The 18901-nt window shown below is 68.0% G+C and carries 16 protein-coding genes and 1 pseudogene; 10 read left to right on the top strand and 7 right to left on the bottom strand.

Annotation, left to right across the window (positions count from 1 at the left end):
• The first annotated feature begins 387 nt into the window (after positions 1–387).
• From OG344_RS10795 to OG344_RS10760, 8 genes and pseudogenes are all read left to right on the top strand, one after another.
• Complete coding sequence (locus tag OG344_RS10795) at positions 388–1677, top strand: epoxide hydrolase family protein (protein WP_327049112.1); 1290 nt, start codon at positions 388–390, stop codon at positions 1675–1677.
• A gap of 316 nt (positions 1678–1993) precedes the next feature.
• Positions 1994–2431, top strand: a complete 438-nt coding sequence (locus tag OG344_RS10790) for a VOC family protein (protein ID WP_405088099.1) — start codon at positions 1994–1996, stop codon at positions 2429–2431.
• Positions 2432–2454: 23 nt separating this feature from the next.
• A complete protein-coding gene (locus tag OG344_RS10785; RefSeq protein ID WP_405088098.1) occupies positions 2455–2634 on the top strand; it encodes a hypothetical protein in 180 nt (59 codons plus the stop codon).
• A 188-nt stretch (positions 2635–2822) separates the two neighbouring features.
• On the top strand, positions 2823–3290 hold the full coding sequence (locus OG344_RS10780; protein ID WP_405088097.1) for a hypothetical protein: 468 nt from the start codon (positions 2823–2825) through the stop codon (positions 3288–3290).
• A 150-nt stretch (positions 3291–3440) separates the two neighbouring features.
• A complete protein-coding gene (locus tag OG344_RS10775; protein WP_405088096.1) occupies positions 3441–4868 on the top strand; it encodes a dihydrolipoyl dehydrogenase family protein in 1428 nt (475 codons plus the stop codon).
• 424 nt (positions 4869–5292) lie between these two features.
• Positions 5293–5679, top strand: a complete 387-nt coding sequence (locus OG344_RS10770) for a C40 family peptidase (RefSeq protein WP_405088095.1) — start codon at positions 5293–5295, stop codon at positions 5677–5679.
• 1058 nt (positions 5680–6737) lie between these two features.
• Positions 6738–7244: pseudogene (locus OG344_RS10765) on the top strand (transposase); the annotation flags it as partial.
• Between the two features lie 136 nt (positions 7245–7380).
• Positions 7381–8853 carry an amidase gene (locus tag OG344_RS10760; RefSeq protein WP_327049107.1) on the top strand — a complete coding sequence of 491 codons (1473 nt, stop codon included), beginning with the start codon at positions 7381–7383 and terminating at the stop codon, positions 8851–8853.
• Positions 8854–9073: 220 nt separating this feature from the next.
• Here the strand turns inward: OG344_RS10760 and OG344_RS10755 are convergent, their stop codons facing one another.
• The gene (locus tag OG344_RS10755; RefSeq protein WP_405088094.1) at positions 9074–9748 is read right to left on the bottom strand and encodes a GntR family transcriptional regulator; all 675 of its coding nucleotides are present in this window, start codon (positions 9746–9748) and stop codon (positions 9074–9076) included.
• A gap of 152 nt (positions 9749–9900) precedes the next feature.
• Here OG344_RS10755 and OG344_RS10750 point away from each other — a divergent pair, with 152 nt between their 5' ends.
• Positions 9901–12684 carry an ATP-binding protein gene (locus OG344_RS10750; protein WP_405088093.1) on the top strand — a complete coding sequence of 928 codons (2784 nt, stop codon included), beginning with the start codon at positions 9901–9903 and terminating at the stop codon, positions 12682–12684.
• A 265-nt stretch (positions 12685–12949) separates the two neighbouring features.
• Here the strand turns inward: OG344_RS10750 and OG344_RS10745 are convergent, their stop codons facing one another.
• Positions 12950–13516, bottom strand: a complete 567-nt coding sequence (locus tag OG344_RS10745; protein WP_405088092.1) for a hypothetical protein — start codon at positions 13514–13516, stop codon at positions 12950–12952.
• Positions 13517–13539: 23 nt separating this feature from the next.
• Positions 13540–14967 carry an NAD(P)/FAD-dependent oxidoreductase gene (locus OG344_RS10740; protein WP_405088091.1) on the bottom strand — a complete coding sequence of 476 codons (1428 nt, stop codon included), beginning with the start codon at positions 14965–14967 and terminating at the stop codon, positions 13540–13542.
• A gap of 179 nt (positions 14968–15146) precedes the next feature.
• Between OG344_RS10740 and OG344_RS10735 the strand changes: the two genes are divergently transcribed.
• Positions 15147–15314 (top strand): hypothetical protein, encoded by a 168-nt coding sequence (locus OG344_RS10735; RefSeq protein WP_405088090.1) that lies wholly within the window; start codon positions 15147–15149, stop codon positions 15312–15314.
• Here the strand turns inward: OG344_RS10735 and OG344_RS10730 are convergent.
• Genes OG344_RS10730 through OG344_RS10715 form a run of 4 tightly spaced genes read right to left on the bottom strand, consistent with a single transcriptional unit; the run spans position 15309 to position 18868 of the window.
• The gene (locus OG344_RS10730) at positions 15309–15974 is read right to left on the bottom strand and encodes a VOC family protein (RefSeq protein WP_405088089.1); all 666 of its coding nucleotides are present in this window, start codon (positions 15972–15974) and stop codon (positions 15309–15311) included. The two genes, OG344_RS10735 and OG344_RS10730, sit on opposite strands and share 6 nt — an antisense overlap.
• Entirely contained in the window at positions 15952–16761 is an 810-nt protein-coding gene (locus OG344_RS10725; RefSeq protein WP_405088088.1) for an alpha/beta fold hydrolase, read from the bottom strand. The genes OG344_RS10730 and OG344_RS10725 overlap by 23 nt, the downstream gene beginning before the upstream one ends.
• On the bottom strand, positions 16758–17657 hold the full coding sequence (locus OG344_RS10720; protein ID WP_405088087.1) for a Rieske 2Fe-2S domain-containing protein: 900 nt from the start codon (positions 17655–17657) through the stop codon (positions 16758–16760). The genes OG344_RS10725 and OG344_RS10720 overlap by 4 nt, the downstream gene beginning before the upstream one ends.
• On the bottom strand, positions 17654–18868 hold the full coding sequence (locus tag OG344_RS10715) for a flavin monoamine oxidase family protein (RefSeq protein WP_405088086.1): 1215 nt from the start codon (positions 18866–18868) through the stop codon (positions 17654–17656). The genes OG344_RS10720 and OG344_RS10715 overlap by 4 nt, the downstream gene beginning before the upstream one ends.
• Positions 18869–18901 lie beyond the last annotated feature (33 nt).

Genomic DNA, 18901 nt, shown 5'->3' with positions numbered 1-18901 from the left:
CAGATCGCCCGGCACGTCCGCGAGGGTCTGTCGAATCCGGAGATCGGCGCCCGGCTGTTCTCAGCCCGCGCACCGTCGAATGGCACCTGAGCAAGGTCTTCGGCAAGCTCGGCATCAGCTCACGAAGGCAGCTCCGCTCGCCCGCACAGCTGCCCTGAGTCGCGGTCGCGGTGTCCCCGGGCTCCTCCCCGGGGGGTGACCAGGGTTCTTCACGGGTTCGTTCGGCGGCGCAGACAACAACAATGAGTTCAGTCCTGTCCGGCCCCATGAAAGACCTACCGACGCGGGCTCCGAGGGCGGCCCGGGTCAGCTAAAGCCCAATTCGTTCTACGCCGCGTCAACCAAGATGCGGCGGCTGACCTGCCAATTCACCGAGGAGAATGATCCATGTCCGAAAAGATGCCTTCGCCCACGCGTCGTGGCTTTCTTGCTACCACAGCCGCCGCCGCGCTTGCCGCAACAACCTCGACTGCCTTCGGCTCTGCCCCACAGCCGACCGCAGGGCCCAAAGGCAACGCGATCCGCCCTTTCCGCATCAACGTTCCGACGAAGGACCTCGTTGATCTCCGCCGACGCATCGCGGAGACACGGTGGCCGGCCCGGGAGACCGTCACCGATCAGTCCCAGGGCGTCAAGTTGGCGAAGCTCCAGAACCTCGTCCACTACTGGGGGACGGACTACGACTGGCGGAAGGTGGAGTCGAAGCTGAACGCCCTGCCGCAGTTTATGACGGAGATCGATGGAATCGACATTCAGTTCGCGCACGTCCGCTCTCGTCATCCGAACGCACTGCCGCTGATCATGACCCATGGCTGGCCGGGCTCGGTCCTGGAACTCCTGAAGGTCATTGGCCCGCTCACCGATCCCACGGCCTTCGGAGGACGCGCGGAGGATGCCTTCCATCTCGTTCTGCCCTCGATGCCCGGTTACGGTTTTTCGGGCAAGCCGAAGACCACTGGCTGGAATGCCGACCGCATCGGGCTCGCCTGGGACGTGCTGATGAAGCGTCTGGGATACAAGCACTATGTGTCCCAGGGCGGCGACTGGGGTTCGGTGATCTCGGACAAGATGGCGCGTCGGGCGTTTCCGGGACTGCTCGGCATCCACGTCAACATGCCTGCGACCGTGCCGCCGGACATCGCGAAGGCCCTCAACAACGGCGAACCCGCGCCGGCCGGGCTGTCCCCCAAGGAAAAGGCCGCATTCGAATCACTGGACAGGCTCTACAAGAAGAACAGTGGCTACGCCATCATGATGGTGACCCGCCCGCAAACCGTGGGCTACGGACTGACGGATTCACCTGTCGGCCTGGCCGCCTGGATGTATGACAAGTTCGCCGAATGGACTTACAGCGGCGGCGAGCCCGAGCGGTCGCTCACCAAAGACGAGATGCTCGACGACATCACGCTCTACTGGCTCACCAACAGCGCGGTCTCTTCCGCCCAGCTCTACTCGGAGAACAACGAGAACAACTTCAATGCCGTGGACATCTCCATCCCCGCTGCCATAACGGTCTTTCCTGGTGAGATCTACCGCGCGCCTCGAAGCTGGGCCGAGCGCAGCTACCACAAGCTGATCTATTTCAACGAGGTCGACAAGGGCGGTCACTTCGCAGCGTGGGAAGAGCCGAAGCTCTTCAGCGCCGAGATCCGAGCAGCGTTCAGATCACTGCGCTGACGCCATTCTGCAGCTTTTCACCGCGCCCGGTACCCGGCCGGTCGAAATCGTCGGCGCCGACTCCGGCACCTCGCTCTTCATGACAGAGCCGCGCCGACTCGGTGGGGCACTCGGGCCTCGCGGCCCGGCGCGGGCGCGGTGGCGAAGCCGGACCGCGGTAAATGCGTCGATCTGGGCGCGCTCGTAGTGCTCGTCCGGGCTCGAGGATCCACAAGCGCCGGCTTTGACGTTCCGGCGACACAACAGCCAGAAGTCAAAGCCGACCGCATCCCATTACGCACGAGCAACAGAGGGAAAGGTATCTGTGATCATGGATATGAAACTCGAGGTTCTGGTAGTTCCTGTCTCCGACGTCGATCGGGCGAAGCGCTTCTACGAGACGTTGGGGTTCCGGATGGATATCGACCACGTCGCCAGTGAGGACTTCCGGGTGGTGCAGTTCACGCCTCCCGGGTCGGAGGCCTCGATCATCATCGGCACCGGCATCACGCCGGCCGCACCGGGCTCGCTGCAGGGCCTGCAACTCGTCGTCTTCGACATCGAGGCGGCTCGTGCCGATCTCGTCGGGCGCGGCGTCGACGTGTCGGAGGTGTTCCACGATGCGGGAGGCGTGTTTTATCACATCGGAAACGAGCAGCGGGTGACCGGCCCGCATCCGGATCGCGGTGACTACGGGTCCTTCGCCTCGTTCAGCGACCCGGACGGCAACGGCTGGATGCTGCAGGAAGTCAAGAAAAGGGCCCCTGGACGATGAGCGAGAGCGTGGAGGAGTCAGCGATGGCGCTGTCAACGATCGACATCCTGTTGGACGCGCTCAAGCGCGCCGCGGACGCGCACGGCCTGCACGAGGAGAAGCTCGGCAGGCATGACGCTGACTGGCCGCAGTGGTACGCGGAGCACATGACGCGCACGCTGGGCGAGGGCGGATACCGACTCAGCGGCCATTCGGCCCAATAAGTCCGGCCCTTCCGGTGATGCACAGCTGATCACGGATTCGGGGACAGGCACCGGCACATCTCGGACGCGATGAATATGCCGACCGGCGATTCAGCCGGTTGGCACAGCCCTCCCCGGCAACGACGCACGCCAACCGGACGCGTCCCCAGACGAATACACGCGAACAGTCCTTCGCGCAGGAGCACCTCATGGGATTCTTCGATCGCGTTGTCGGCCGTGAGCACCCGACAGGTGCCCGCACCGATGACGAACTCGCCATCGAACGGTACGAACACCTGCTGGCCACCGCCCCGCCCGAGACGGTCGAGCAGGCGCACACCGAGGCGTTCGCGAAGCTCACGCCCGAGCAGCGCGACATGATGTTCGACCGGTTCGTTGAGAGGGCATCGACACCGCGCGAGCGGCCCGCGCATGCGCAGCCGGAAACATTCGCAAAGACGGTGACCCGCACGCCCGGCATGTTCACGCGGATGTTGGGCGGAAGCTACGGCGACTGGAGCTTCAGCAGCACGATGGGAAGCTCCATCCTCAGAGTCTTCGACCACGTCATCGGGTCGGAGCTCGCGATCGCCTTCATGGTGAACGACTTCGGCGGCGAAAACGTCTCGGGCGACAGCGTCGCCGGTAACGAAGCCGGAGACGATTTCGGCTTCTAAGCGTTTCGCCTGGCGTCTCGAGCCAACTGGTGGTCAAAGGCGGACCTTACTCAAAAAACTCACGTGTCTGCGCAGATCAGAGGCTTGTACGGACCTCCGAGCTTTCGGGTTCAGCACGATTGATTGCTACTGCGAGAAGAGGCATCAACAATGGAATCAACCGAGTACGACCTCATTGTGCTAGGCGCCGGCCCGGTCGGTGAGAATATGGCCGACCGCGCTGTGCAGGGCGGCCTGACCGTCGTGTTGATCGAGCATGAGCTGGTCGGGGGCGACTGCGCCTACTGGGCGTGCATGCCCTCGAAGGCGCTGCTGCGCTCCGCTCAGGCGCTGAGGGCGGCCCGGCAGGTCGCAGGCGCCGCCCAGGCCGTGACAGGCGAACTCGACGTGCGGGCCGTACTCGCGCGTCGTGACTCGTTCACGAGCAACTGGTCCGACGAAGACCAGGTGCGGTGGGTAGACGGCGCAGGCATCTCGCTCGTGCGCGGACACGGCCGCATCACGGCCCCGAAGGAGGTCACGGTCACGGCCCCGGACGGCTCGACGACCGTACTCACCGCACGCCATGCCGTGTCTGTGACCACCGGGTCCGACGCGCTCATCCCCGACATCGACGGCCTGCGCGATGCCCGCCCGTGGACGAGCCGGGAGGTGACGGGCACCAGAAGCGTGCCGGCGAGTCTCGCCATCATCGGTGGGGGCATGGTCGCCGCCGAGATGGCGACGGCCTACGGGGGTTTCGGTACGACGGTCACTCTGATCTCGCGCAGCGGTCTGCTCGTCGGCATGGAGCCGTTCGCCGGCGAACTCGTCACGAAAGCGCTGCGTGAACAGGGGGTGACGGTGCTGCTCGACACGGAGACGAAGCGCGTGACCCGTTCGGAGGGCGGCGACGTCGTCGTCGAGACCGGGGACGGTTCCATGGTCACGGCTGAGGAGGTACTGGTCGCGACGGGCCGTACGCCGCGTACGCGGGACATCGGCCTGGACGCGATCGGTCTCACCCCTGGCGAGTGGATCGAGACCGACGACACGATGCTCGTGCCCGGCTTCGACTGGCTTTACGCCGTCGGAGATGTGACGCGCCGGGCGCTGTTCACCCATCAGGGTAAGTACCAGGCGCGTGCGGCGGGCGATGTCATCGCGGCCCGGGCGGCCGGGGTGCCCGTCTCGGACGCCCAGTGGGGCACCCACGTCGCAACCGCCGACCATGAGGCGGTGCCGCAGGTCACGTTCACCGACCCGGAGGTCGCCTCCGTGGGGCTCACGGCGCAGGCCGCGCGCGAGGCGGGCTACGAGATCCGCACGGTCGACTACGAGATCGGCCAAGTCCCCGGGGCGAGCTTGCGTGCGGACGGCTACGCAGGAACCGCTCGGATGGTGGTCGACGAGAAGCGCAAGATCGTGCTCGGCGTGACTTTCGTCGGTCCCGACGTGAGCGAGTTGCTGCAGGCGGCGACGATCGCGATCGTCGGCGAGGTACCACTCGACCGGCTGTGGCACGCCGTGCCCGCCTATCCCACGGTCAACGAGATCTGGCTACGCCTGCTTGAGACATACGGGCGCCCGACCAAGTAGCGACGCCCCGGCCTCACGGGACGGCGGTTAGCCAAGTGCACAAGGTAGAAATCGACGGCCGCACCCAGCGGCCGGCGGGGCGCGCAGTAGGGGCCGACGTGGCCTCGGGTGAGGCCTACCAGTCCTTCAACGCGCGAGCCGGACAGATCGGTGCGGACAAGGTGGCTGTCACGGGAACCGCGACCATCGACGGTAAGCAGGTCACCTGGTCCTACGACGCCGCCTACAACGCGATCAGTTGTGGGACCCCTCAGAAGCCAGGAGGAAAGCCGAAGAGATCGTCACCACTGCCGAAGAGCAGCTGTGCGCTGAGTTCATTCTCCGCGTTTGTGCAGATCAAGTGGCTGATGCTAAGCAAGGTACTTCTGCGGCAGATGCGGTGCGAGGATCACATGGGCGTGTCGTATCGTCGCGCTGCCGGGTGGTGGCGAACATAGTGGGGTTCGCACTGGCTCAGACGGGCAAGCCGTACCGGTGGGGCGCGACGGGTCCGAGTTCCTTCGACTACTCGGGCCTGGTGATGAAGGCGTACGCCGCCGCGGGGGTGCGGATCCCCCGCATCACTTTTGAGCAGTGGCCGTTCGGCGTCCGCGTTTCGGCTGACCAGGAGCAGCCCGGCGATCTGGTGTTCTTCAACAGCGGACCGGGTAGTTCGCCGGGCCGACCGGGCCATGTCGGGATCGTCGTGGGCGACGGCAAGATGGTCGAGGCCCGGTGCACTCGATGCGGGCCGATCACGGTTGCGTCCTACCGGAGCGTGCGGCCGGTGATTGGGTTCACCCGGCCGTCGGCGACCGCGTCGAGGAAGTAGCGGCGCATGGGCCGGTAACCCCAGCTGAGAACGGGAGCTCATCAGAGCTATCCGGCCCGGCTGAGTCTTCCCTTCTTCTTCACTGCCGACATCGGCTCACAACGTCGTCCGCTTGGACCCATCGGCACAGGCTGGACAGCCCCAGTCGAATCCGACATAGCGGATGAATCACCCCAAGGTTGAAACCCATCCAGAGGAGCCCTGGCCGCCGTCGTAGGACCACGGCTTGCCAGCCAAGCCCGGAGAGTGACCTTAATCGTGAACACGAACACGCCGAAGGTGCGCGCACGCCCCTTGCCGGTCGATCTTGTCGACGGGCTCAGTGGCCTGCTCTACCTTCTCCCGCGTGCGCCCCTCACACCCGACGACTGCGATGCACTGTCCGCGGTCCTTACCGCCTGGGCCACCTCCGCCCGTGAGCCGGACCAGAGAACCAACCTCCAAACAACCAGTGAGTAGGTGGATCGTGAAATCCACCAGCTGATACGCCGAGCGTCCCGGCTTCGTTGTTGTCTGGCCCCGCGTGAGCCTCTCTGATGACCGCTCTCACCGTTTTCCTGGTCGATTTCGATGAGGTAGGTCGGGGGTCGATTCGTTCGCGAGCCGGCCCTCCTTACTTAGGGCTCCTCATTCGCGAGATATGCCTGAAGCAGGGTGAAACCCGGCATCGCCTCGTACGGTAGGACTCCCACGGTGAACACTTCCGGGTCGTCGAAAACCGGTTCCCCGCTTGGGCGACGCGCGTACGGAACCCGCCCGTAGTCCACGCCGTCGTCCCGGTCGCAGCTCATCCAGGTGATGGCTTCGTGTTCGCCTTCCCGCAGGGGATGGTTCGACACTGCTCGCGTGTCCACGGTGTCCGCGCTGGAGGCGATCTCGGCCGCCGCGCCGGACTGGGTGGCCCGCGTTTTGGAGGTGCCCGGGTGGGCCGAGCGGTACCGGGCCCGGGTCGACTCCTGGCGGCTGCCGGCCTCACAGACCAAGCGGGACGACACCGCGATCCATCAGGCGCTGGCCCGGCGTGGGCTACTCTCGGCCGAGCACTACCCTGACTCGGGATACCCCTCCGCCGAACTCCTGGTCGCCTCGCGGGAGGAGTTCGGCCTTACGCTGGTCACCCCGGTCTTGCTCGATCACTCCCACAGGCCCGCGCCGGCACCGGCTATGACCGGACCGCCTTCACCATCGATTGGGCGGGGCGGCAGGTCACCTGCCCACAGGGCAAGACGAGCAGTTCCTGGAGTCCCTGCCGTCAGCGGGGCAAGGACGCGATCGTGGTGATGTTCCCCGCTACCGCCTGCGCACCCTGCCCGGTCCGCTCGGCCTGCATCAGCGGCAAGCGCCAACGCCGCCAGCTCACCGTACGTCCCCAACCCGTACAACAGGCCCTGGACGGCGCCCGCGCCGAGCAGACCAGCCGGGACTGGGGGGACAAGTACAAACTCCGTGCCGGAGTCGAGGGCACCGTGCGTCAGGCAGTCGCAGTCACCGGAATCCGCCGCGCCCGCTACCGCGGCCTGCCGAAGGTCCACCTCGAACACGTCTACTCGGCTGTCGCGCTCAACCTCATCCGGCTGGACGCCCGGTGGAACGGACACCCCCTCGACCGGACCCGACCAGCCATCTGGAAAGGGACCAGGGCTGACGCCCCTGAAGGGGTGTTGGCCCCACGCTCTGGCAAGGGATACGATGTCGGCCACCATGGACCTGGACGAGGTGACGATCGAGAGCATCAGAACGCGCTTGCTCGGTGGGGACGTCACCAGTTACGAGCTAGTAGAGGCGTATCTTGCTCGCATCCATGCCGGCGACAAGGCGGGGCCCCGGCTCAACGCAATAGCTACCATCAATGCCAGAGCGCTTGAAGAGGCGGCTGAGGCCGACCGTCAACTCAGGGCGACCGGAACTCTCACAGGTCCCCTGCACGGGGTCCCGGTCGTCCTCAAAGACAACATCGAGACCGCAGGCATCAGAACGGCTTTCGGAACCGAGGCGGCAGCAAACAACGTTCCCAGTAGCGACGCATTCGTGGTGAAGCGTCTACGGGCGGCAGGCGCGATCATTCTTGCTAAAAGCACGATGGCCGATTTCGGAGCCTCCTGGTTCTCGACCTCGTCGCTAAGTGGCTTGACGCGGAACCCCTATGCTCTCGACCGAGACTCCGGGGGTTCAAGCAGCGGGACTGCGGCGGCTGTCGCGGCGAACTTCGCCGCAGTAGGAGTGGGTGGGGACACCGGTGGCTCAATCCGGTTGCCTGCATCCTTCTGCAATTTGGTGGGCCTCAGGGTGACGCCAGGGCTGATCAGTCGGGTGGGGATCGCTCCACTGGTGTTCGAGCAGGACACAGCGGGCCCGTTGGCGCGATCGGTCCGCGACGCCGCCATACTCCTGGACGCTTTGGTTGGCTACGATCCTCAAGATTCACTCAGCGTGAACGGCCGTGAGCGACAGCGGCCATACACAGAGATTCCTACGGGCGGCTTGGATGGCCTGCGTCTCGGGATTCTGACGCAACTTGTGGAGGGGCCAAACAGTTCCTCTGAAGTCATACGGGTCTTCTCGGAAGTAACAAAGACGCTCCAGATAGAGGGCGCTCACCCGGTGCACCTCCAGGTGCCAGAACTGGAATCAGCGCTGGAGATGACGTCCTTGTACCTCGTCAGGTCACGAGCCGACCTGGACGGCTTCATTGCTTCGCGACCAGGGATTGAAGCTGAGAACGTTCATCAGATATATGAGCAGGGCCGATATCACTCTGCGCTCGACTTATTCGAAGCTATTGCAACAAGCGAAAGATCCGGCATACATGGCGCCGATTATGGGGCTCGCGCCGGTGCTCAAGTTCTCTTGCGAGACGGCATCATCGATTTGATGAACCGCAACCATGTTCACGTCCTGGCCTTCCCCGACGTTCAGGTGCCGCCGCCGCTGCATTCCGACGTCACTTCAAGACGATGGAATTCGCTCCGCTATCCAACGAACACGGTTCTTGCGGCACAGACCGGTCTGCCAGCGCTTTCCGTTCCCATGGGCTTCACTGGCGCGGGGCTTCCCGTAGGGCTTGAACTCGTCGCGCGGCCGCTTCAAGAACACCTCTTGCTACGTGCTGGGCTAGCTGTTGAGACCAGGTTGGGTGCACGGCGGCGCCCTTATCTCGGTTCACAGGGCGACTGAATCAGCGAGCGTAGGGCCCCGGTGCAGACTGAACTTTTTTCAACCGGTCCTCGCAGGTTGGAGGGAGGCGGCGGACTAGAGACCTGTACTCCTACCAGGAGCCCCTTCACGTCGCCCCCGCGCACCCCGCCGATCAGTGTCACACTCACGCCGGGTATCCAAACCACCAGGTCAACCAGCTAACTGCTTAAGTCCCTGGTGTTGACCCACCGGCCATGGCTCACTCAGGACCCTTGGCCTCCTTGGCCTTCGTGAAACCAGCCCGCACCCCTTGCTCGGTAACATCGAAGTGGTTGTTGAGTTCCTCTACCACCGCTGTGGCGTCTTCCTGCGAGAACGCGTCCGCCAAGGCGCGGTGCAGTTGGAGGGTGGCCTCGGGGGTTGCGTACGTTGCAACGAACAGCCTGACGTAACGTTCGGCTGCCGTCCAAAGAGGCTCGAGCACACGCCGCGTCCAAGTGTTGGCACCTGGTTCGACCAGGGCCCAATGAAAGTCCGAGTGCCGTTCCCAGTACTCAGGTCGGCTGGGGTCACCGGCGACAGCTTCGAAGGCAGAGAACGCCTCTTCGACACGGGCGATCGACGCACGGGAACCGCGTTCGCGGGCAAGCCTTACGGTGGGCAATTCGATCATGCGTCGCAACTCATAGATCGCCGCGAGATCGTCCAGGTTCACGCCGGCCACAACCGGCGTGTGACGCGCCCGTACGACGATCAGCCCCTCACCTTCGAGTTGCCGAATCGCCTCCCTGATAGGGATGTGGCTTACACCCAGCCCTTGTTGCAGATCTCGCACCCGCACCGGCTCTCCGGGCTGGAGATCACCGCTGAGGATCGCGCCGCGAAGGTGGGCGGCAGCCGCCTCTACGAGGCTCGCACTGTTGATGAGTTCCATGGCGCACCACTCCTAGGCCGTCTCTTGACGATATAGAATATATCTTATATCAACGTCCTAGGTGTGGCGCCCCGCCCCACATCTTCCAAGGGGAGGCACCCATGTCGGCAGTACAGAGCACGTCGGAGCCCTGGAATCTGGAGGAGCCTGCCATGAACCACCACCTGCTCGGGCGGTCCGGGCTGCGCGTGAGCCGGTTGGCACTGGGGACGATGAACTTGGACACCGCGGGTCCGGCGCTGCGCGGCCGACGGCGCGAGCGCGACACGCTCGACCGCTTGCTGCGGGACGTCCGCGCCGGGCACAGCCGAGTGCTGGTGTTGCGGGGCGAGGCGGGCGCCGGCAAAACCGCACTGCTAGATTACCTGACCGAGCACGCCCCAGCCAGCCGGGTAACCCGGGCGGCCGGGGTGGAGCCGGAGTCCGAGATCGCGTACTCCGCGCTGCAGCAACTCTGCGCGCCGCTGCTGGGCCACCTCGACCGGCTGCCGGAGCCGCAACGTGCCGCGCTCGCCACCGCCTTCGGGCTGAGCCTCGGCGACCCGCCGGAGGTGCTGCTCATCGGGCTCGCCGTGCTCGGACTGTTCGCCGAGGTCGCGTTGGAACAGCCGCTGGTCTGCGTTGTGGACGACGTGCAGTGGCTGGACCGGATGTCCGAGGTGATTCTCACCTTCGTCGCCCGTCGGCTGAATGCCGAATCGGTCGCGCTGGTCTTCGCCTCACGTAGCCCGGGGGACGAGCGGATTCTCGACGGCCTGCCGGAGTTACGCGTCGACGGGCTGTCCGACGCGGACGCGCGGGCGCTGCTGGACTCCGTGCTGCCTGATCCGGTCGACGCCCGCGTACGCGACCGGATCGTCGCCGAGACGCGCGGCAACCCGCTCGCCCTGCTTGAGCTGCCGCGCGGCCTTACGCCGGCGGAGCTGGCGTTCGGGTTCGGCACGCAGGGCACAGCGCCGCTGGTGAGCCGGGTGGAGGAGGGCTTTCAGCGGCGTATCGCCGCGCTGCCGGCGGATACCCGCCGGCTGCTGCTCACCGCCGCTGTCGAGCCGATCGGTGACGTGCCGCTGCTGTGGCGCGCGCTCAAGCGGCTGGGCATCGGGCCCGACGCCGCCGCGCCCGCGGAAGCCGCGGGACTGGTCGAACTGGGCACCCGGGTCCGGTTCCGGCACCCGCTGGTGCGCTCGGCCAGCTGGCGCTCGAGCGAGGCCGCCGAGCTGCGCGAGGTGCACCGTGCGCTCGCCGAGGTGACCGATGCTGAGGAGGACCCCGACCGCCGTGCTTGGCATCGGGCGCACGCCACGGTGGGACCGGACGAGGAGGTCGCCAGCGAACTGCAGCGGTCGGCCGGCCGACTGCTGGCCCGTGGCGGCCGATCCGCGGCCGCATCCTTCCTCGAACGCGCTGCCGAGCTCACCCCGGACCCGAAGCCGCGCGCCGCGCGTGCCCTGGCCGCCGCGCGTGCCCGATTCGCCGCGGGCGCCCCCGCCCAGGTGCCGGACCTGCTGGCCGCTGCCGAGCTGGGTCCGCTCGACCCGTTGCAGCGCGCCGGGGTGGAGCGTTTGCGGGCGCAGGTTGCCTTCGCGCTCAACCCCGGACGGGCGGCCGGCCCGGCGCTGCTCGCAGCCGCCCGCCGGCTCGAGGCGCTGGATCTCCCCGCGGCGCAGGAGACCTACCTCTCGGCGCTCGGTGCTGCTGTGCACGCTGGCCGACTCGGCAGCGACAACCTCCGCCGGGCCGCCGAGGCCGCCCGCGGCATGCCCGCCAACGAGGACGTGGCCGGTCTGTTCCTGGCCGGCCTTACGGCGTGGGTCCTGGACGGCTACGCGCTTGCCATTCCGCTTCTCCGCCGGGCCCTGGACGCGCTCACCGCGAATGAGGATCTGCCCCTTCTGTGGCTGGCCGGGCCGGTCGCACACGAGGTGTGGGACGACGCGGCCTGGCACCGGCTCACCGAGCAAGCGGTCGGCTTCGCCCGCACCACCGGCGCGCTTCCGCTCTTGCCCACGGCGCTGGAGTCCCGCGCCAGCGCACTGCTGTTCGCGGGCCGGTTCGCCGACGCCTCGGATCTGCTCGACGAAGCGGACGCCCTCGGACAGGCCACCGGCTTGGCCGCACATCCGTCCGCCTCGCTCGCGCTGGCCGCCCACCGCGGCCGGCAGCTCCCGGCACTGGAGCTGATCGAGGCCACTGTCAAGGATGCCGACGCGCGCGGCGAGGGCTGGCTGCTCGGCCTGGCCGGCTACGCCAAGGCGGTACTGTCCAACGGGCTCGGCCACTATCCGGCCGCACTGGAGGCCGCTCGGCAGGCGGCCGAGTACGAGGACCTTGCCATGTTCAACTCGACGCTCGGCGAGCTGGTCGAGGCAGCCGCGCGCGTCGGGGAGCGCGCCGTGGCGGCGGAGGCACGCGAGCGTCTGGCGGAGCGGACCGGCGCCGCCGGGACGGACTGGGCTTTCGGCGCCCAGGCCCTCGCGGACGCGCTCGCCGGACCTTCCGAGAAGGCCGAGGAGCAGTACCGCAAGGCGATCGAGCGGCTCGCCGCCAGCCGGATCGGGCTGCAACTGGCCCGGGCGCGCCTGCTCTACGGCGAATGGCTGCGACGGGAGAACCGGCGCAACGACGCCCGGATCCAGCTCCGCGCTGCCCACGAGGCGTTCACCACGATGGGGGCGGAGGGCTTCGCCGAACGGGCTGGCCGGGAGCTGGTTGCCGCCGGCGAGACCGTCCGCAAGCGGACCCTCGGCGTATGCGACGACCTCACCTCGCAGGAAGCGCAGAGCGCGCGCCTGGCCGCGGCGGGGCACACCAATCCCGAGATCGGCGCCGTGCTGTTCCTCAGCCCACGTACCGTCGAGTGGCACCTGCGCAAGGTCTTCACCAAGCTGGGCATCAGCTCGCGCCGCGAGCTGGCCGCGGCACTGCGCGACCGGTGACCCCGACAGCCGCGAACAACCCCCGGACACCGGTGGATCACGTGGATCGAAACAGCAGGTCACCAGCACCGTAAGCCTAGGTGCCATTCTGATCTTGATTGCTTCGGGACGAAGAGGCCGTGGGTTCAAATCCCGCCACCCCGACCAGGTAGTTGCAGGTCAAGGGCCTGATCGCTGGAGACAGCGGTCAGGCCCTTGATCGTTGACCGCCGGTCTGAACGCCGCCAGGGGGCACTTGACAGGGGGCGACCCCGGCACCCCCCGCTCAGCGGACCCGGGTGAGATCCATCTGGAAGTTCTTGTGCCAGCTCTGGCCGCCGTCGGTACTGACCTCACCGACCTCGTGCCAGGACGTACGGGTGAACTGAAGGGTGTACCTGATGGTCACGCCCGGCTGGGACAAGGCCCACTGGAACGTGTCGTCGCCGACGACGGGCACGCTCGTGGTGACGTGGCCCTGGGAGAACGCCTCCCAGCGGTACTGCGAGGCGGTGTCGTCGTAGTTGATCACGGCGAGTGCGCTGTCCACGATCCTCGTGGGGTCGGCCTTGTCCCGCCCCAGGCCCTCAACGGAGATCACCAAGCCCTGCACCTGACGCCGGACCCGCTCGGTCTGCAGGAACTCCCGGCGCGTGCCGGAGGCGGTGATGGTCCAGCCCGAGCCGACCCAGCTGCCGACCATGAAGGAAAGCCGGTCCATCGCGGCCTGCTGGGCGGAGAAGTCCGGTGACGTCGCCGGGGTCGCGGGCGCGGCGACGGATGCCGCCGCAGGGGTGACCGCGAGCGCCACCGCGCACAGGAGTGACGACAGTAAACGGATCAGTCGCATCATGGAATTACCTTGATATATCGGTTTCATCGAGTAAAGGCAAGGCCGCGCGCCGATTCCGTGGGAGCCATGGCGCGGCTGATGCCGAGAGTGGGGTGGGTCACCAGATAAAGGCCGGTGGCGGCGTCGTAAAGGTCGTTGGCGTCCATCCGCATCGGGGCCTGGGTGCTGTCCGCGGCGGGCGCGCTTCCGGCTGCCCGCACCTCGGCCGTGTGGGCGGCGGCGATCAGCTCGTTCATGGGGGCGGTACCACCGGCGGAGCTCGCGTCCTTCAGGTCGGACAGCCCGGCCGTGATCGAGGCGAACGCCGCACCGGGCCGCTTCGCGGGCGCGTCCCTGACCAGGTGCTGGGCGAGCCAGAAGTAGCCGGCCCGGCCACGGTACTGCCGGTAGACCGCCGAGACCATAGTGAACAGCCGGGTGTAGGAGTTGCGGTAGAGCGCCTCATAGAATCCGCGGGCCTCCGATTCGCTGACGTCCCCGTTGACCGTCGCCGTGATCGAGGCCGCCGCGAGCAGGCCGCTGTAGAGGGCCAGGTGGACCCCGGTGGACAACAGCGGGTCGAGGAAGCACGCGGCGTCGCCGGCCATGAAGTACCCGGGGCCGCAGAACCGGTCGGCGACGTACGAGAAATCCTGCTCGACACGGACGGGGCCGGTGAACGTGCCGTTCGCGACCAGTTCGGAGACGGTGGCCGATTCGGCGACGAGCGCGTGGAACATCGCCTCCGGCGACTCGAAGCCGGGCTTGCGTTCCAGGAAGCGCGACTGGAGCGTGACGAAGCCGACGCTGTAGACGTCGTCGCGCAGCGGGATCACCCAATACCAGCCCTCGGGAGAGGAGATGATGTTGATGCCGCCACCGGGGGTGGCGGGGAGCAGCGCACCACCCCGGTAATAACCCCAAATGGCAACATTGCGGAAAATATCGTGCGGCTTGCGATTACGCAGGTGCTGGACGGAGAGCACACCCGCGCGCCCGGACGCGTCGACGAGAAAGTCGAACTCCTCCGTGGCGGTCGTGCCCTTGTACTCCCACTCGGCCGCGCACGCCCGGCTGTCCGCGAAGCGCACCCGCCTGACCCGGGCCCCCTGGATCACCTCGGCGCCCTGGTCGGCGGCATGGTCGAGCAGCACCTTGTCGAAGTCGGCGCGGTCCACCTGCCAGGAGCGCACCTCCGGCCCGAACGTCGCGGACCAGTCGACAGTCCAGTCCCGCTCGGTGCCCCAGCGCAGCAGGAGGCCCTCCTTCACCGGGTAACCGCGTGCCTCGATCTTGTCGTGCGCGCCGGCGTAGTCGATGATGGCCCGGCACGACGGCGAGACGGACTCGCCGACGTGATAACGGGGAAACACGTCGCGTTCGAAAAGGCGGACGTCCATCCCGCGCTGCGCGAGCAGCGTCGCCGCGACCGAGCCGGCGGGGCCGCCTCCGATTACCACTACCTTCGTCATGAGTTGGGGCTCCTTCTTTTTTCCCTGCGGATACGTAGTTGCGCAGCGGCGCTGGTCGCATACGTATGCGCGCGGATCCGCCATACGTATTCTTCGACCTAATCTCGGCGTTATTCTGGACCGGACGTTGTCAAGAGCCGATGATGCTGTCGGGGCTGGAACCGCACAGAGGAGCAATCATGGGCTTGAGCAACCTCCGTTTGATCGTGCCGGTCGTCTACGCGCTCGCCGCCGTCATCACCCTGGTGATCGACAGGACGATCGGCGGGATCGTGGTCGTCGTCGGCGCGATCCTGGTCGGCTTGTTCTTCGTGGTCTGGGGCCGTCGCCGGCCCGACGCTTCATAGCGGCGTCACTGCGAACAGCGCACCCCACGGATCCCGCAGGACTGTCGCGCGGCCGTGCTCCGCGGCGATCCCGGCGCCCCGGCGCTCGGCCGCGGCGAGCGTCGCGCGGCCACCGTCCGTCAGGAAGAACGTCATCCATCGCGGCTTCGGCCCACGCCCACTGACGGTCCCGTCGAACTTCGCCGTGTCGAACACGGCGGCGTAGAACGCGGCGGAGCGGGCGGGGTCGTCCGTCCACAGCTCGTGGCGGCACCATGTGCCCGGCTCGTCCACCAGCACGACGCCGTCGGGCCGGTGCCCCTGCCATAACCCCACGGCCGCTCCCGACGGATCCACGGCGAACAGCAGCCGCCCATCGTGCCCGGCGTCGATCGGGCCGAACACCACGGTTCCGCCCCACTTCCGTACCCGCTCCGCCGCGGCGTCGGCGTCGGCGACCGCCAGGTAGGTGTTCCACGACGCGGGCAGCTGCTGCCCCTGCGGCACTCGGCCGAACCCGCCGACGATCCGCTCACCCAGGCGGATGTACTCGTACCCGCCGCTCTCGTCGAATGTCCACCCGAACAGCTCCCCGTAGAACGCTCGCGCGCCCTCGGGGTCAAGCGCGGCGTAGTCCACCCAGCAGGGCGAACCCGGCTCATAGTGCTCGTGAATCGGCACGGGGTTCCTCCATCGCGGTCAGCGTCAGGTGGGTGCCGATGATCGGCGCCGTGATCTCGGGCCGCTCGATGAGGCACAGGTGGCCCGCCATGGGAATCGTCTGGGTCCCACACCGGGGAACCGTGGCGCGCAACAGCTCGGCGCTCGACCGGAACGTCGACATGTCCTCCTCGCCGGCCATGACCAGCGTCGACGCCCTGATGCCGCGCAGGTCCTCCGGGGTGTGGACGTGCCGGCTGAGGCCGTGCATCGCGCCGTTGCGCAGCTCAGCCCATGTGTGCCGGGATACGATCACGCGCAGCCTGGCCCGTAGCTCGGGGTGCCGCTCGGTGCCCCTGAAGATGTCCGGCGGCGACGTCATCCACAGGTCGGCGAGCTGCGCGCCGCTGGCCCCGAGCCGTGCCAGGGCGGCCAGTGCGCGGTAGCGCTCACCGGTGCCGGGCTCGGGGGGCGCGCCGGCGATGGTCGGCGAGCCGATGATCAGCGCGCGTACGGCCGCCGGGTCGTCGACGGCCATCTGCAGGGCGATCATCGAGCCGATGGACTCCGCCACGATCATGCTTGCCGAGTGGGTCCTGGCGAGCGCGATCAGCTCCGCCCCGAGTCCGGGCAGCGAGGTACCGGGCCGCAACGGGCCGGACAGGCCGTGCCCGGGCAGGTCGACGCCGATGTGCCGCCACCCGGGCAGCAGCGCCCAGTGCCGCTCCCACACCGACGAGTCCATCGTGTAGCCGTGGATCCACAGCACCGCAGGGCCGGCGCCGTACGTGCGCAGGTGCAGGGTCATGAGTCCGCCTCCGGCCCGTCTGCGAAGCCGGCGCAGAAGTGCCGGAAGGCCACGACCGGCGTGTCCGCGGCGTCGAACCGCTGCGGGGCGTCGACGTCCAGATGGTCCCAGACCACCTTGTCCTGCTCGAAGGCGTAGCGCGCGCCGTGGATCAGGGCGGGCAGGGAGCCGGTCTGGCCGGGCCGCACCCCGATGGCCACCCGCCCCACGCAGCCCCGCCCGTCGGGGACCGCGCCCGTGATGATCGTGTACGGCTGCCGCTCGTCGCCCAGCTCGGTGACCACCAGGTGCGGGCTGAACGCCCTGGCCATGAAACGGGAGGCGAAGTCCAGCCGCCGTTCCTCCTCCCAGGGCGGCGCCTTGGTGCGGAACTCGCCCTCGATGAGCAGCTCGTCGTGCTCGCCCATCGTGGCGTGCATGCCGCGGACCACCGGCACCAGGTGAACCGTACGGAAGTGCTCGGCGTCGAAGGCGTTCTCCACGACGTACTCCGCGGGCACCGGCACCGGCTGGATCACCGCGCCGACGATCACCAGGTCGGCGGCGATCTGTTTGATCGCCTGCTCGAAGCCCCGGTCGTCGCGGGGGGCGTCGGAGAGCCGGGCGAACAGGGCGGCTCCGGCTCGCGCGGTCCGCAACTCCGGCACCGACAGGCGGCGCGTCGCGTCTCCCAGCGAGATCCGCTTGCCGTGGAACGGGCAGATCACACAGTCACCGCGGAGCTTTCCGCCGTATCCCAGGTGGGCGCCCCTGTGCGGGCAGACGCCGTCGAAGACGCGGACCCGGTCGCCGTCGCGGACCGCGATCAGGCGGCGGTCACCGAGGCGCAGCGGCGTCACCTCCTCGGTGAGCTCCTCCTCCAGCGCGAGCAGGAACCATCCCCCGTGCAGTGTCATCTCTCCAGCGCTCCCATCACCTCGGCGGCGACTCGCTCGCCGCTGGCCATCGCCATGTGGACCATGGGCGGGCCAAGGCGGCCGACGGTGGCCTCCCCGGCGAAGAAGACGGTCTCGCCCATGGGCTCGGCCCAGGCGGCGGCAGCCCAGAGGGCCCCCACCGCCGGGTAGGTGAACGCGCCACCCGTCCAGGGGTCCGCGCCCCAGTCGGCCACATCGATCGCCGTGGGCTCCAAACCGCGGGTCCACGGCATCACCTCGCCCAGCAGCGCGGCCAGCCGGCCGCGCGAGCGCGCCGCCGTACGGGCCGCCCCGGCCGCGCGCTCCTTCGCCAGCACGTGCACCTCCGGGTGCCCCTCGGTGACGCTGACGAACCCGAGCCGTCCGTCGCCGTCGAAGACCACGACCGACTCGGGAGCCGGTCGGGAGTAGGTGACGACCGCGCACCAGGCGTCGCCGAGCCGCAGCTTGTGTGCCGCCGCCTGTTTGACGACGGGCAGGCCGCTGATGGCGAGCCTGCCCTCGGTGACCAGGGGCGGCGGCACGGTGACGACGACGGCTCGCGCGGTCAGCGTGTCCTCCGCGGTCGTGACCTTCGCCCGGCCGGGCGACCAGGCGAGGCGCAGGACCGGGCGGCCCATCCGCATGGCCAGGCCGGTGGCGAGCCACGCCGGCAGGCGGTCGTACCCGCCGGGGAACGCGAACTGACCCCGTCCCACCCGGTCGGCGCGCCGGGCGCGGGCGAGGCCGAGCGCGCTGAGCACGTGGGGATCGGCCACCCAGTTCTGCCGGAACCATTCGTACGCGCAGTCGAAGGGCGTGGTGGGGGGCGCGTTCAGCTTCAGCCACTCGGTGACCGACACGTCCTCGGTCGCGGTGGCGAGCAGCCGCTCCTCCAGCACAGGCGGCGATGCCCCCACGTCGGACAGCGCGGCCATCGGCAGCAGCGCGCCGTCGAGCAGGACCCTGGCCGACCGGCGCGGCACGGGCGCGGGACGCTCCCGGTCCGGCAGGGACATGATGGGGTTGCGGTCACCATGGATCACCTGCGCGCCGAGTTCGAGCAGGGATGGCCGGTGGGTGCGGACGCGGCCGCCGATCCGGTCGGCGGCCTCCAGCACGATCACCGCCAGGCCCGCGTCGTGCAGGCGTGCGGCGGCGGTCAGGCCGCTGATGCCCGCCCCGATCACAACGACGTCGAACTCTGTCACGGTTGATCACCTTGTAGTAGCTTGTCCTTGATC

The organism is Microbispora sp. NBC_01389 (assembly GCF_045040095.1).
In the GTDB taxonomy this organism is placed as follows: domain Bacteria; phylum Actinomycetota; class Actinomycetes; order Streptosporangiales; family Streptosporangiaceae; genus Microbispora.
The sequence above is the reverse complement of the archived record's forward strand: the minus strand, read 5'-3'. Positions and strand labels throughout refer to the sequence as shown.

Coding starts and splice junctions, on each gene's coding strand:
- OG344_RS10740 (WP_405088091.1), bottom strand. CDS start 14,967: ATGACGAAGGTAGTGGTAATCGGAGGCGGCCCCGCCGGCTCGGTCGCG.
- OG344_RS10750 (WP_405088093.1), top strand. CDS start 9,901: ATGAACCACCACCTGCTCGGGCGGTCCGGGCTGCGCGTGAGCCGGTTG.
- OG344_RS10760 (WP_327049107.1), top strand. CDS start 7,381: ATGGACCTGGACGAGGTGACGATCGAGAGCATCAGAACGCGCTTGCTC.
- OG344_RS10720 (WP_405088087.1), bottom strand. CDS start 17,657: ATGACACTGCACGGGGGATGGTTCCTGCTCGCGCTGGAGGAGGAGCTC.
- OG344_RS10725 (WP_405088088.1), bottom strand. CDS start 16,761: ATGACCCTGCACCTGCGCACGTACGGCGCCGGCCCTGCGGTGCTGTGG.
- OG344_RS10795 (WP_327049112.1), top strand. CDS start 388: ATGTCCGAAAAGATGCCTTCGCCCACGCGTCGTGGCTTTCTTGCTACC.
- OG344_RS10775 (WP_405088096.1), top strand. CDS start 3,441: ATGGAATCAACCGAGTACGACCTCATTGTGCTAGGCGCCGGCCCGGTC.
- OG344_RS10745 (WP_405088092.1), bottom strand. CDS start 13,516: ATGATGCGACTGATCCGTTTACTGTCGTCACTCCTGTGCGCGGTGGCG.
- OG344_RS10755 (WP_405088094.1), bottom strand. CDS start 9,748: ATGGAACTCATCAACAGTGCGAGCCTCGTAGAGGCGGCTGCCGCCCAC.
- OG344_RS10735 (WP_405088090.1), top strand. CDS start 15,147: ATGGGCTTGAGCAACCTCCGTTTGATCGTGCCGGTCGTCTACGCGCTC.
- OG344_RS10790 (WP_405088099.1), top strand. CDS start 1,994: ATGAAACTCGAGGTTCTGGTAGTTCCTGTCTCCGACGTCGATCGGGCG.
- OG344_RS10780 (WP_405088097.1), top strand. CDS start 2,823: ATGGGATTCTTCGATCGCGTTGTCGGCCGTGAGCACCCGACAGGTGCC.
- OG344_RS10785 (WP_405088098.1), top strand. CDS start 2,455: ATGGCGCTGTCAACGATCGACATCCTGTTGGACGCGCTCAAGCGCGCC.